The sequence below is a fragment of the Pseudomonas sp. NBRC 111133 genome (assembly GCF_001320605.1).
Taxonomy (GTDB): domain Bacteria; phylum Pseudomonadota; class Gammaproteobacteria; order Pseudomonadales; family Pseudomonadaceae; genus Aquipseudomonas; species Aquipseudomonas monteilii.
The window spans coordinates 1-12,239 of the sequence record NZ_BCBJ01000147.1 but is presented as its reverse complement, the minus strand read 5'-3'; the positions used below and the strand labels follow the sequence as shown (position 1 = coordinate 12,239).

Genomic DNA, 12,239 nt, shown 5'->3' with positions numbered 1-12,239 from the left:
CCTGTCATGGTCTCTCGCGCCGGACCGCCGCGGAGAGGCCATCAATAACAATATCAAAGGTGGATCAATGACCGATCACCCCCTGGCCCTGACCGTCGAACAAGGCCTGCACGCCGAACAGGAACTGCTGGCCGCCGTGTGCCGCGGCGAACGCGACAGTGGCGTGCTGTTCTGGCGCCCCACCGACCATGCCCTGGTCATGCCCCGGCGCATGAGCCGTCTGGACAACTTCGAGGCCGCCTGCTCGGAGCTGGCGATTGCCGGCTGGCCGGTGCTGCTGCGTGAGACGGGCGGCGAGCCGGTACCGCAGTCGCATTCGACCGTGAACGTTGCACTGGTCTATGTCGCCCCGCGCAGCGAAGGTGACCATGGCCGCATCGAGAACGCCTACGAACGTTTGTGCCTGCCGCTGTGCGATGTGCTGCGCGAGTGGGGTGGGGTAGCGTCGGTGGGGGAAATTGACGGGGCGTTCTGCGATGGCCGCTACAACGTCAACCTCAATGGCCGCAAGCTGGTGGGCACTGCCCAGCGCTGGCGCCAAGGGCTGGGCGGCAAACGCCCGGTGGTGCTGGTGCACGGTGCGTTGCTGCTGGACAACGAACGTGAGTCGATGGTGGCGGCGGTCAACCGCTTCAATGAGTGCTGCGAGCTGGAGCAACGCTGTCGCGCCGACGCGCACATCGCCTTGCATGAAGTGGCACCCGAGGCGCCCTGGTTCGAGCGCCTGTCACAGGCCTACGCCAAGGTGCTGGCAGACCTGCCCGACGACTAACGGGTACCGTAGACGACCATGGTCTTGCCCTTGACCTGCACCAGGCTGCGCTCTTCAAGGTCCTTGAGGACGCGGCCGACCATTTCCCGCGAGCAACCGACGATACGGCCGATTTCCTGACGGGTAATCTTGATCTGCATGCCGTCGGGGTGGGTCATGGCATCAGGCTGCTTGCACAGCTCCAGCAGGCAGCGGGCAACCCGCCCGGTCACGTCGAAAAAGGCCAGGTCGCCGACTTTGCGCGTGGTGTTGCGCAGGCGCTGGGCCATCTGGCTGCCGAGGGCGTAGAGGATTTCCGGGTCCTGGCGCGCCAGTTCGCGAAACTTCTCGTAACTGATCTCGGCCACTTCGCACTCGGTCTTGGCCCGTACCCAGGCACTGCGCTGCTGTTCACCTTCAACGGGTTCGAACAGGCCCAGCTCGCCGAAGAAATCGCCATTGTTGAGGTAGGCAATGATCATTTCATGCCCATCGTCGTCTTCGATGAGGATGGTCACCGAACCCTGGATGATGAACGACAGTGTCTCGGCCCGGTCGCCGGCGCAGATGATGTTGCTTTTGGCGGTATAGCGGCGGCGCTGGCAGTGCACCAGCAGCTTGTCGATATTCTTGATTTTGGCGGGTAGGGCGGAGGCAACCATCACGAAATCCTGTTCGATACGACGCATAGGCTTTTTATAGAGGTTGGCTGGCGGAGAGCGCCAGTCATTTGGCGCCAGCTTATCAGACACTACAGGATGTTTCGGTACTAAACCGACACCTCTCGTACTTTTCCCACAGGCGCACAAGGTCTAAGCTGACACCCTTTTCCGAAAATCAGGAGTCCGGGTAGATGAAGGCACGTATCCAGTGGGCCGGTGAGGCCATGTTCCTCGGCGAATCGGGGAGTGGCCATGTCGTCGTGATGGACGGCCCGCCCGAGGCCGGCGGCCGCAACCTGGGTGTGCGCCCGATGGAAATGCTGCTGTTGGGCCTGGGTGGCTGCAGCAGCTTTGACGTGGTGAGCATCCTGAAGAAATCGCGCCAGGCAGTGGAAAGCTGCGAGGCCTTTCTGGAAGCCGAGCGTGCCAGCGAAGACCCAAAGGTGTTCACCAAGATTCACATGAATTTCGTGGTGAAAGGCCGTGCGTTGAAAGAAGCCCAGGTCAAGCGGGCGGTGGAGCTGTCGGCGGAGAAGTACTGCTCGGCTTCGATCATGCTCGAGCGTGCAGGGGTTGAGATTACCCATGGGTATGAAATCGTAGAGCTGGGTTAAAGCTGAGATCTTGGGGCCGCTTTGCGGCCCATCGCAGCCACGGCAATATCAGCGCCGAAGCGCCGGCAGTGCAGCTTGCACCCACCCTGGCAACCATCCTCGCATCACTTGGCTCAACCGCTCCCGCCGCTTCTGATAAACCAGCCCCAACCCGATAACTCCCAACCCGATCAGGGTCAACACCACCGGGAACAGCAGCGATTCGGCAAACACCTCGTACGATAAATACCCGAGGTAAGCCGCCACCCCCAGCGCCCCGAACACCATGAACACTGGCCGGCGCAACAGCACCGCCATCCCCATCAGCAAAATGTTGATCAGGCAGTACATGGCCTTGCCCAACTCACTGCCGCTGTCCAGCAGCGTCAACCCACCCCAGAATGCCGCCAGCCCGGCCAGGTAGCCCCAGCGGGCGTAGTCCTCTCGCGTGCGACCGTCTATCACCAGGAATACCACCAGTAAACCCAGCCCGAACCACAGCGAAACCTCGCGACGTTGCTCCCAGCTGAACGGTGAGCCGAAGAACCATTCGCTCAAATCCATGGACATGAACCACAAGGCCACGGCCATTGGCATGACGATGAACGGGTAGGGGATCAGCCGCAGCATCAGCAGCCCGGCAACTACCGTCGCTGCTTCCATCGCCAGCCAGCCGCCCTGTACGTAGGTGTAGTACTGGTGATAGTCCACCTGTGCGTCATCCAGCGGCCACCAACCGGCCAAGCGTTCGATGGCGAACACCGCGAGCGGGACGATGCTGACGGCTACCGCCGCCAACACCCCGGCCGCGATGGGCTGTACGCGCCGTTGCAGGTTAACGGCGAACAGCGTAAGCAGCAGGATATAGAGGCTGGCAATGACCAGCAGCGCCCAGTCGCCGATGCGCATCCACGCCTCGGTGAGCAGCCAGCCCATGGCCGCCATGATCAGCATCGCGCCAAAGTAGAAGGCGACATGGGCCAGCTGGAAGCTGCCACGTTGGGCCGGTTGCTGGCGCAGGAAAGCCAGCAGGGCCTGCTCCTGCCCCGGCTGGAGAATGCCGGCTTGCACGGCGCGCGCCAGGTCCTTGGCGTCGAATCGATCCGTCATGGTGATGCCTTCAGATACGGTAGGTGCTCTTGGTCATGACCTTGGCCAACAGGCTCATGCCAAAGCGAACCGGGGCAGGGAAGCGATAACCGCCAGCTTCCAGTGCGGACTCGGCGTGCTGTTCCTCATCGATGCGCATCTGTTCGAGAATGGCCCGGGACTTTTCGTCTTCGTGCGGGATCTGCTCCAGGTGCTCGTCGAGGTGCTTGCACACCTGGTGCTCGGTGGCGGCGACGAAACCTAGGCTGACCTTGTCGCTGACCAGCCCGGCGAGCGCGCCGATGCCGAACGACATGCCGTAGAATAGGGGGTTGAGCACGCTCGGGTGGCTGTTCAGCTGGCGAATGCGTTGCTCGCACCAGGCCAGGTGGTCCACTTCTTCCTCGGCGGCGTGCTCCATGGCCTTGCGCACTTCGGGCAGCTTGGCGGTCAGGGCCTGGCCCTGGTACAGCGCCTGGGCGCACACTTCACCGGTGTGGTTGATGCGCATCAGCCCGGCGATGTGGCGGGTCTGCTGCTCGTCGAGGTCGACGTCTGGCTGGACGATGGCCGGCGATGGCCGGGCGGGTTGGCCGCTGAAGGGCAGCAAGGTGCGCATGGCGGTATCAGCCTGCAGCAACAAGCGGTCGAGCGGCGAGTAGTGACGTTCGGTAGCCATCGGGCACCTCCGCAAGAATGTGCCCGACAGTTTACCGCAATAGCGGCGGGGTCGCTTGCCGTGGATCAGCCCGGTGGCCAGTTCATCTGGCGCTGGCCAAGCACATGCATATGGATGTGGTAGACAGTCTGGCCGCCTTTCGGGTTGCAGTTCATGACCACGCGGAAACCTTCCTCGCAGCCCTGCTCGACAGCCAGGCGCTGGGCGGTGAACAGGATGTGGCCAGCCAGGGCCTTGTCTTCTTCGGTCAGGTCATTGAGCGTGCGGATGTGCTTTTTCGGGATGACCAGAAAATGTACCGGTGCCGCGGGTGCAATGTCCTTGAAGGCCAGGATCTGGTCGTCTTCGTAGATGATATCCGCCGGGATTTCCCGGTTGATGATTTTGAGGAAAAGATCGTCCACAGCACTTGCTCCATGGTGAGGGTCGGGCCGAGTGTACTCAGCCGGGTGCCGCTCGCCCAGTGCCTATTCCATGCCGACCGGGCAATAGCGACGGTGGATGGCCCCGGCCAGCTTGCGCAGCAGCCAGCGTGGCAGCAGGCGCGGGGCAAATGCCAGCCAGCGGTTGCGCCGGCCGGGCAGGATCAGTGCGCGGTTCTTGTCCAGCGCACGCACGGTGTACAACGCTACTTCCTCGGGGCTTAGGCAGCGTGGTTTGCCATCGAGCCGTGGTATGCGCCGGCGCGAGGAGCGGACCGGGCCGGGGCATAGCACCGAAACCTTGATGCCGGTGCGCTTGAGCTCTTCGCGCAGGGCCTGGGAAAAACTCAGTACGTACGCCTTGCTGGCGGCATAGGCTGCCATCCATGGGCCAGGGGCGACCCCGGCCAGGCCTGCGACGTTGAGGATCTGCCCGCCGCCCTGTACGGCCATCAGGTTGCCGATGGCGTGACACAGGCGGCTCAGGGCCAGTACGTTGACCTCCAGCAGGTCCTGCTCGTCGGCCCACTCATGGGCCAGGAACGGCCCGTAGGTACGCAGGCCGGCGCAGTTTACAAGCAGGTCGATACGCCGCTCGCCTTCTTCCAGCTCCAGCACGAAGCCAGACAGGCGTAGCGGCTGGCTGAGGTCGCAGGCGCGAAACAGTACCTCGACACCAAAGCGTTGGGTCAGCTCGATGGCCACCGGTTCCAGCGTTTCTCGCTGGCGTGCCACCAGGATCAGGTTGCGCCCGCGCCGTGCCAGGGCTTCCGCCAGGGCCAGGCCCAGGCCGCTGGAAGCACCAGTGATCATGGCGTAACGGGTCATGCAAGGCTCCTGGGGGCGGAAGAGGGCGCCTAGTGTACAGCTTGGCCGGGCAAGGTGTGGCCTTTTGCTACAAGGTGCGGGCTTGCAGGGCCTGGCAGCGCTTCAGGGCTTCCCGGTACTCATTGTGGAGCCGCTCGATCAATGCACTGGCGTTGGGCAGATCGTGTATTTCGCCAACGCCCTGGCCTGCCGACCATACGGTCTTCCAGGCTTTGGCTTCGTCGTCGATCGGCTTGAGCTTGCCGGGCTCGTGGCCGCCCTTAAGGGCGTTCATGTCATAGCCGGCCTGTTCCAGGCTCGGGCGTAGGAAACTGGCGGGGATGCCGGACACTGCTGGGGTGTGGATGATATCGGCAGCATGGGCATCGAGCAGCATCTGCTTGTAGGTATCCTGGGCCTGGCTTTCTGTGGTGGCAATGAAGCGTGTGCCCATGTACGCCAGGTCTGCTCCCAGCAATTGCGCGGCCAGGATCTCGTAGCCGTGGTTGAGGCAACCGGCCAGCAGCAGGGTTTTATCGAAGAACTGGCGTATCTCTGCGGCCAGGGCGAAGGGGTTCCAGGTCCCCGCGTGGCCTCCCGCGCCAGCGGCGACCGCAATCAGGCCGTCGACACCTGCTTCAGCAGCCTTCTCGGCATGCCGGCGGGTGGTGACATCGTGGAACACCAGCCCACCGTAACTGTGCACGGCATCGACCACTTCCTTCACTGCGCCCAGGCTGGTGATCACGATCGGCACGCGGTGTTCCACGCACAACGCCAGGTCAGCCTGCAGGCGCGGGTTTGTCGGGTGCACGATCAGATTGACCGCGTAGGGCGCGGGCGCATGCATTTGCGCAAGACCTGCCTCGATCTCCTCCAGCCAGGCCTTGAAGCCGGCACTGTCACGCTGGTTCAGGGCCGGGAAGCTGCCCACCACGCCGCTGGTACAGCAGGCCAGCACCAGTTGGGGGTTGGAAATCAGGAACATCGGTGCGGCGACCACGGGTAGACGCAGGCGTTGTTCGAGCGAGGCGGGTAGCGACATGGCAAGGCTCCTTGAGCGGGCGGCTATGTCAGAACGGTTTGACCACCACCAGAATTACGATACCCAGCAGGAACAGCACGGGCACTTCGTTGAACCAGCGATAGTAGACGTGGCTGCGGGTGTTGGTACCGCTGGCGAAGCGTTTGCGCTGGGCCCCGCACACGTGATGGTAGCCGGTCAGCAGGATGACAAGTGTCAGTTTGGCATGCAGCCAGCCCTGGCTCAGCCAGCCGGGGGTGAGGTAGAGCATCCACGCGCCGAACACGTAGGTGGCGATCATCGCCGGGTTCATGATGCCGCGGTACAGCTTGCGCTCCATGGTCACGAAGCGGTCCTGGCTGATGCTGTCCTGGCTTTGGGCGTGGTAGACGAACAGCCTGGGCAGGTAGAAAAGGCCGGCGAACCAGCAGACCACGCTGACGATATGCAGCGCTTTGATCCATAGGTAGAGCATGGAGGGAGTTCCTTCAGGTATTCACGGTCGTCAGATAGTAGTGGTCAAGCGCCCGAAGGGTCACCCGAAGAGTTGTTACAGGCGCCTTGCGCCCCTATTATCGTGCGCTTTCCAGACGGCTCGTTGATAAGGGGCAAGCGTTATGATCAAGGTCGGTATCGTCGGCGGCACGGGTTACACCGGCGTCGAACTGTTGCGTCTGCTGGCACAGCATCCACAGGCCGAAGTGGCGGTCATCACTTCGCGCTCCGAGGCGGGCGTGGCGGTGGCGGACATGTACCCGAACCTGCGCGGCCACTATGACGGGCTGGCGTTCAGCGTGCCGGACAGCAAGACCCTGGCTGTCTGTGACGTGGTGTTCTTCGCCACCCCGCACGGTGTTGCCCATGCACTGGCCGGTGAGCTGCTGGCAGCCGGCACCAAGGTGATCGACCTGTCGGCCGACTTCCGCCTGCAGGATGCCACCGAGTGGGGCAAGTGGTACGGTCAGCCGCACGGTGCTCCAGAACTGCTCAAGGACGCGGTGTACGGCCTGCCTGAAGTCAACCGCGAGAAGATCCGCCAGGCGCGCCTGATTGCAGTGCCGGGTTGCTACCCGACCGCCACCCAGCTGGGCTTCCTGCCGCTGCTGGAAGCGGGCCTGGCCGACCCGTCGCGCCTGATCGCCGACTGCAAGTCGGGTGTCAGCGGCGCTGGCCGTGGTGCGGCAGTGGGTTCGCTGTTCTGCGAAGCCGGCGAAAGCATGAAGGCCTACGCGGTCAAGGGGCATCGCCACCTGCCGGAAATCAGCCAGGGCCTGCGCCTGGCCGCTGGCAAGGACATCGGTCTGACCTTCGTGCCGCACCTGACGCCGATGATCCGTGGTATCCACGCCACCCTGTACGCAAATGTCGTCGATACTTCGGTCGACCTGCAGGCGCTGTTCGAGAAGCGCTACGCCGATGAGCCGTTCGTCGACGTGATGCCAGCGGGCAGCCACCCGGAAACCCGTAGCGTGCGCGGCGCCAACGTCTGCCGCATTGCCGTTCACCGCCCGCAGGGTGGTGACCTGGTGGTGGTGCTGTCTGTGATCGACAACCTGGTTAAGGGCGCGTCGGGCCAGGCGGTGCAGAACCTGAACATCCTGTTCGGTTTGGACGAGCGCATGGGCTTGTCCCATGCTGGCCTGCTGCCGTAAGCATCGTTGCTTTGAAAAGGCCCGCGTCGTGCGGGCCTTTTTGTATGTCGCGACTAAAGCCGCACAATTCTTGACCAATTTTCTCGGAGAAGCGGATAATGCGCGTCATCGAGTTTTAAGACGGCTACCGCGCCGGGAGAATCAACATGAGCGTCGAAACCTTCACCCCTACCGGTCTGGAATTCACCCATGGGGCAGCCCAGAAAGTGAAGAACCTGGTCAATGAGGAAGGCAATGAACGTCTGAAGTTGCGGGTGTTCGTGACCGGTGGCGGTTGCTCGGGCTTCCAGTACGGCTTCACTTTCGATGAGGATGTGGCCGAAGACGACACCGTCGTCGAGCGTGAGGGCGTGTCGCTGGTGGTCGACCCAATGAGCTTCCAGTACCTGGCCGGCGCTGAAGTGGACTACCAGGAAGGCCTGGAAGGCTCGCGTTTCGTGATCAAGAACCCGAATGCCGCGACCACTTGCGGTTGCGGGTCTTCGTTCTCGATCTGAGGCCTGGCCATATGAAAACGCCGCGCAATTGCGCGGCGTTTTGCTTTTTGGCGTAGCGGTTAGGCCGGGTAGATTGCGCCCAGTACGCGCAGGCCCTTGGCGGCAGTGACGCTGGGGCGGTTGGCGGGGATGCCTTCCAGACAGCAATGGGCCAGCCAGGCGAAAGCCATGGCCTCTACCCAGTCTGGGTCAACGCCGTGGGCGCCAGTGCTGGTGACGCGGGCTTCAGGCAGCAACTGGCCGAGGCGGGCCATGAGCGCACCGTTGCGTGCGCCGCCACCACATACCAACAGTGCTTCGGTGCCTTGTTGGGCGTTCACCAGCGAGTCGATGATGCTGCGTGCGGTCAGCTCAAGCAGTGTCGCCTGCACATCCTCATCGCGGTAGGCAGGCAGGCGAGCCAGGTGGCCATCCAGCCAAGGTAGGTTGAACACCTCGCGGCCCGTGCTCTTCGGGCCGCTGCCGGCGAAGAACGGGTCGGCCAGCAATGCGCTGAGCAAGCCGGCCTGCACCACGCCAGACGCTGCCCAGGCACCATCGGCATCATAGGCCTGGCCGTGCTTGCGCTCGATCCAGGCATCCAGCAACACGTTACCGGGGCCGCAGTCGAAACCTTGGACCGGCTTGTCTTGCTCGATCAGGCTGAGGTTGCTGAAACCGCCCACGTTCAAGACTGCCAGACGCTTGCCGAGATGGCCGAAAAGGGTTTCGTGGAAGGCCGGCACCAGCGGCGCACCTTGACCACCGGCCGCCACATCGCGCCGGCGAAAGTCGCCGACCACGCTGATGCCGGTAAGCTCGGCGAGCAATGCCGGGTTACCGATCTGAACGGTAAAGCCGCGCGCAGGCTCGTGGCGAATGGTCTGGCCGTGGCTGCCGATGGCGCGGACGGCATCGGCCTGCAGGCCCTGGCGAGCCAGCAGTTGGCGGATGCCTTCGCCTGCCAGGTTGGCCCAGCGATTTTCCGCCAGAGCCGCACGAGCGATCTCGTCAGGGCCGCTGCTACATAGCGCAAGCAGTTCCTGGCGCAGGTCGACGGGCATGGGCAGGTAGTGCGTGGCGAGCAGTTCAGGCTGCTCGCCTTGTTCGATCAGGGCAAGGTCCAGGCCATCGAGGCTGGTGCCGGACATTACCCCCAGGTAGAGCGCCATGGCTTAGCGCTTGTTCGCTGCGAGCAGGGTGGCCTTTTCCTGATCCATGCGGGCGATCAGCGGCTGGCTCTGCTGCAGGAAGCGCTGGCGCTCGTTCCTGGCGATCGGGTCGGCCATCGGTACCTTCTGGCTCAGCGGGTCGACGTGCACGCCATTGACCTGGAACTCGTAGTGCAGGTGTGGGCCGGTGGACAGGCCAGTGGTGCCGATGTAACCAATGATCTGACCCTGTTTCACGGTGCTGCCGGTCTTGATGCCTTTGGCAAAGCCCTGCATGTGGCCGTACAGCGTCTTGTAACGGTTGCCGTGCTGGATGATCACGGTGTTGCCGTAACCGCCACGGCGCCCGGCCAGTTCGATGCGGCCGTCACCCGCTGCCTTGATTGGCGTACCGCGTGGGGCGGCGTAGTCGACGCCTTTGTGGGCACGGATCTTGTTCAGGATCGGGTGCTTGCGGCCGGCGGAGAAGCGCGAACTGATGCGGGCAAAATCCACCGGGGTACGGATGAATGCCTTGCGCAGGCTGTTGCCGTCGGCGGTGTAGTAGGTAGTGTTGCCCTGCTTGTTGGTGTAGCGCACGGCAGTGTAGGTTTTGCCCCGGTTGGTGAAGCGGGCGGACAGGATATTGCCGGTGCCGACGACTTTGCCGTCCATCACCTTCTGCTCGTAGACCACGTCGAATTCATCGCCTGGGCGAATATCTTGGGCGAAGTCGATGTCGTAACCCAGCACGCGGGCCATGTCCATGGTCATGCTGTGAGACAGGCCGGCGCGCTGGGCCGAAGCCGACAGAGAGCTTTTGATCACGCCATGGGCGTAGGCGGTACGCACGACCGGCTTGCTGATTTCACGGTTGAAGGTGTAGCCCTTGGCGGTCTTGGTCAGGCGAATGGTTTCGAGGTTGCTGACCTTGCTGTGCAGGCTGGCCAACTGGCCGTCCTTGTCGAGTTCGAACTGCAGTACCTGGCCGTGCTTGAGCTGGCTGAACTGCTTGGCCTGCTTGTTGCTGGCCAGCAGGTCATGCACTGCATTGGCCGGTAGGCCAACCTTGGCAAACAGGGTGGACAGCGTGTCGCCACGGGCCACGGTGACTTCGCGGTGGCCAGGTTCCTTGGCTGCTTCGGCGACCGGCTCGGCGGCAGGGGCTTGCTGTTCGGCCTTCTGGGTATCGGGGGTAGCGTCTTCGATCTGGGCGAAGGGCGAGCCTTGCTCACCTTGTGCCTGCACCAGAGGCGCAGCGCGGGATTCGTCTTTCAACTGCTCGGCGGGGCCTTCCAGCTCGAGGTTGAGGGTGGTTTTCTTGGCTTCCACTTCGCTGGAGGGAAATACCAGCAAAGCCAGGCTGAGCAGGGCGGCGATGCCGCTGGCGGCCAACAGATGGCTCTTCGGATAAAGCGGGGGCGCTTTAGGCGGTTCGTTGGTCATGGGCAAGGTGACTTTGAAAAAGGTGAAATGGAAAAGATGAATGACATGATGAAGATGAAATAACTGTATAAAATATAACCAAATCCACTTTCACGCAAGGGCGCGTAGACGCCGCAACCCCGTATCCGGGTCACATTCCTTTGCGAAACTTGTAATTGACGGCCGATCTTGTATGGTTGGCTCCCCCTGAATCTGAGCCTTGCGGGTTTGTCTATGAAGTCGGTTGAAGAGCAGCTGGCGCTTATCAAGCGCGGTGCGGAAGAAGTACTGGTCGAGTCGGAACTGGTGGAGAAGCTCAAGCGCGGCCAACCTCTGCGTATCAAGGCCGGCTTCGACCCGACCGCCCCTGACCTGCACCTGGGTCACACGGTGTTGATCAACAAGCTGCGCCAGTTCCAGGAGCTGGGCCACCAGGTCATCTTCCTGATCGGTGACTTCACCGGCATGATCGGTGACCCGAGCGGCAAGAGCGCCACACGCCCGCCGCTGACCCGTGAACAGGTTCTGGACAATGCTGAGACCTATAAGCAGCAGGTGTTCAAGATTCTCGATCCGGCCAAGACCGAGGTCGCGTTCAACTCTACCTGGATGGACAAGCTGACCCCGGCCGACTTCATTCGCCTGGCGTCGCAGTACACCGTGGCGCGCATGCTGGAGCGCGACGACTTCGACAAGCGCTATACCACCAACCAGCCAATTGCCATTCACGAGTTCCTTTATCCGCTGGTGCAAGGCTATGACTCGGTGGCGCTGAAGGCGGACGTCGAGCTGGGGGGTACCGACCAGAAGTTCAACCTGTTGATGGGGCGCGAGCTGCAGCGTGCCTATGGCCAGGAAGCGCAGAACATCGTGACCATGCCGCTGCTCGAGGGGCTCGATGGTGTGAAGAAGATGTCCAAGTCGCTGGGCAACTATGTTGGCATCCAGGAAGCGCCGGGGGTGATGTACAGCAAGCTGGTATCGATCCCGGATACCTTGATGTGGCGCTATTTCGAGCTGCTGAGCTTCCGTTCGATGGAAGAGATCGAGCAGTTCCGTGTCGATGTTGCCAATGGTGCCAACCCGCGTGACATCAAGATCAAGCTGGCTGAAGAGATTGTGGCGCGCTTCCATGGTGAAGAGGCTGCGGCCAATGCTCACCGCGCTGCGGGTAACCGCATGAAGGAAGGTGAGCTGCCGGAAGATCTGCCGGAGATCGAAGTGGCTGCGGCCGAAGACTTGCCAATTGCTGCCGTGCTGAACCGGGCTGGTCTGGTGAAGAACTCGGCGCAGGCGCGGGACCTGCTGAGTGGTGGTGCGGTGAAGGTTGATGGTGCAGTGGTCGACAAGGACTTCATCTTTGTTCTTGGTGCCACTCACGTGTGCCAGGCGGGCAAGAAGTCGTTTGGCCGGGTTACCCTCAAGGCTGAGTGATCGTCTGATGGTGTAGCTATATAGAAGCGGGGAGGCCGATAGGCCTCCCCGCTTTGTTTTTCAGCGATATTAAA

The 12,239-nt window shown here is 62.4% G+C and carries 14 protein-coding genes; 5 read left to right on the top strand and 9 right to left on the bottom strand.

The genetic code is table 11. From position 1 onward, the window contains the following. Positions 1 to 67 precede the first annotated feature (67 nt). Positions 68 to 772, top strand: a complete 705-nt coding sequence (locus APH36_RS28995) for a lipoate--protein ligase family protein (RefSeq protein ID WP_060501626.1) — start codon at positions 68 to 70, stop codon at positions 770 to 772. Here the strand turns inward: APH36_RS28995 and crp are convergent. Then, the gene (gene crp / locus APH36_RS28990; protein WP_060501625.1) at positions 769 to 1,413 is read right to left on the bottom strand and encodes a cAMP-activated global transcriptional regulator CRP; all 645 of its coding nucleotides are present in this window, start codon (positions 1,411 to 1,413) and stop codon (positions 769 to 771) included. The two genes, APH36_RS28995 and crp, sit on opposite strands and share 4 nt — an antisense overlap. 191 nt (positions 1,414 to 1,604) lie before the next feature. Between crp and APH36_RS28985 the strand changes: the two genes are divergently transcribed. Continuing rightward, positions 1,605 to 2,027 (top strand): OsmC family protein, encoded by a 423-nt coding sequence (locus APH36_RS28985; RefSeq protein WP_016715792.1) that lies wholly within the window; start codon positions 1,605 to 1,607, stop codon positions 2,025 to 2,027. Between the two features lie 48 nt (positions 2,028 to 2,075). Here the strand turns inward: APH36_RS28985 and APH36_RS28980 are convergent, their stop codons facing one another. From APH36_RS28980 to hemJ, 6 genes are all read right to left on the bottom strand, one after another. After that, complete coding sequence (locus APH36_RS28980; RefSeq protein ID WP_060501624.1) at positions 2,076 to 3,116, bottom strand: hypothetical protein; 1,041 nt, start codon at positions 3,114 to 3,116, stop codon at positions 2,076 to 2,078. 10 nt (positions 3,117 to 3,126) lie between these two features. Next, positions 3,127 to 3,774, bottom strand: a complete 648-nt coding sequence (gene coq7 / locus APH36_RS28975; protein ID WP_016484635.1) for a 2-polyprenyl-3-methyl-6-methoxy-1,4-benzoquinone monooxygenase — start codon at positions 3,772 to 3,774, stop codon at positions 3,127 to 3,129. A gap of 65 nt (positions 3,775 to 3,839) precedes the next feature. Beyond that, positions 3,840 to 4,178 carry a histidine triad nucleotide-binding protein gene (locus APH36_RS28970; protein ID WP_003255518.1) on the bottom strand — a complete coding sequence of 113 codons (339 nt, stop codon included), beginning with the start codon at positions 4,176 to 4,178 and terminating at the stop codon, positions 3,840 to 3,842. A gap of 63 nt (positions 4,179 to 4,241) precedes the next feature. Beyond that, positions 4,242 to 5,024, bottom strand: a complete 783-nt coding sequence (locus APH36_RS28965; protein ID WP_016715795.1) for an SDR family oxidoreductase — start codon at positions 5,022 to 5,024, stop codon at positions 4,242 to 4,244. A 67-nt stretch (positions 5,025 to 5,091) separates the two neighbouring features. Then, positions 5,092 to 6,048 (bottom strand): nitronate monooxygenase family protein, encoded by a 957-nt coding sequence (locus APH36_RS28960; protein WP_060501623.1) that lies wholly within the window; start codon positions 6,046 to 6,048, stop codon positions 5,092 to 5,094. A gap of 28 nt (positions 6,049 to 6,076) precedes the next feature. Next, positions 6,077 to 6,502, bottom strand: a complete 426-nt coding sequence (hemJ, locus tag APH36_RS28955) for a protoporphyrinogen oxidase HemJ (RefSeq protein ID WP_060501620.1) — start codon at positions 6,500 to 6,502, stop codon at positions 6,077 to 6,079. A gap of 142 nt (positions 6,503 to 6,644) precedes the next feature. Between hemJ and argC the strand changes: the two genes are divergently transcribed. Together argC and erpA are read left to right on the top strand one after the other, a co-directional pair. Continuing rightward, a complete protein-coding gene (argC, locus tag APH36_RS28950; protein WP_060501618.1) occupies positions 6,645 to 7,679 on the top strand; it encodes an N-acetyl-gamma-glutamyl-phosphate reductase in 1,035 nt (344 codons plus the stop codon). 146 nt (positions 7,680 to 7,825) lie between these two features. Continuing rightward, positions 7,826 to 8,176 (top strand): iron-sulfur cluster insertion protein ErpA, encoded by a 351-nt coding sequence (erpA, locus tag APH36_RS28945; protein WP_060501616.1) that lies wholly within the window; start codon positions 7,826 to 7,828, stop codon positions 8,174 to 8,176. A 59-nt stretch (positions 8,177 to 8,235) separates the two neighbouring features. Here erpA and APH36_RS28940 read toward each other — a convergent pair whose 3' ends face one another. Together APH36_RS28940 and APH36_RS28935 are read right to left on the bottom strand one after the other, a co-directional pair. Further along, positions 8,236 to 9,327: an anhydro-N-acetylmuramic acid kinase gene (locus tag APH36_RS28940; RefSeq protein ID WP_060501614.1), complete on the bottom strand. Its 1,092-nt coding sequence runs from the start codon at positions 9,325 to 9,327 to the stop codon at positions 8,236 to 8,238. Positions 9,328 to 9,330: 3 nt separating this feature from the next. Beyond that, the gene (locus APH36_RS28935) at positions 9,331 to 10,752 is read right to left on the bottom strand and encodes a peptidoglycan DD-metalloendopeptidase family protein (RefSeq protein WP_060501612.1); all 1,422 of its coding nucleotides are present in this window, start codon (positions 10,750 to 10,752) and stop codon (positions 9,331 to 9,333) included. 213 nt (positions 10,753 to 10,965) lie between these two features. Between APH36_RS28935 and tyrS the strand changes: the two genes are divergently transcribed. Beyond that, the gene (gene tyrS / locus APH36_RS28930) at positions 10,966 to 12,165 is read left to right on the top strand and encodes a tyrosine--tRNA ligase (protein ID WP_060501611.1); all 1,200 of its coding nucleotides are present in this window, start codon (positions 10,966 to 10,968) and stop codon (positions 12,163 to 12,165) included. The last annotated feature ends 74 nt before the right edge of the window (positions 12,166 to 12,239 follow it).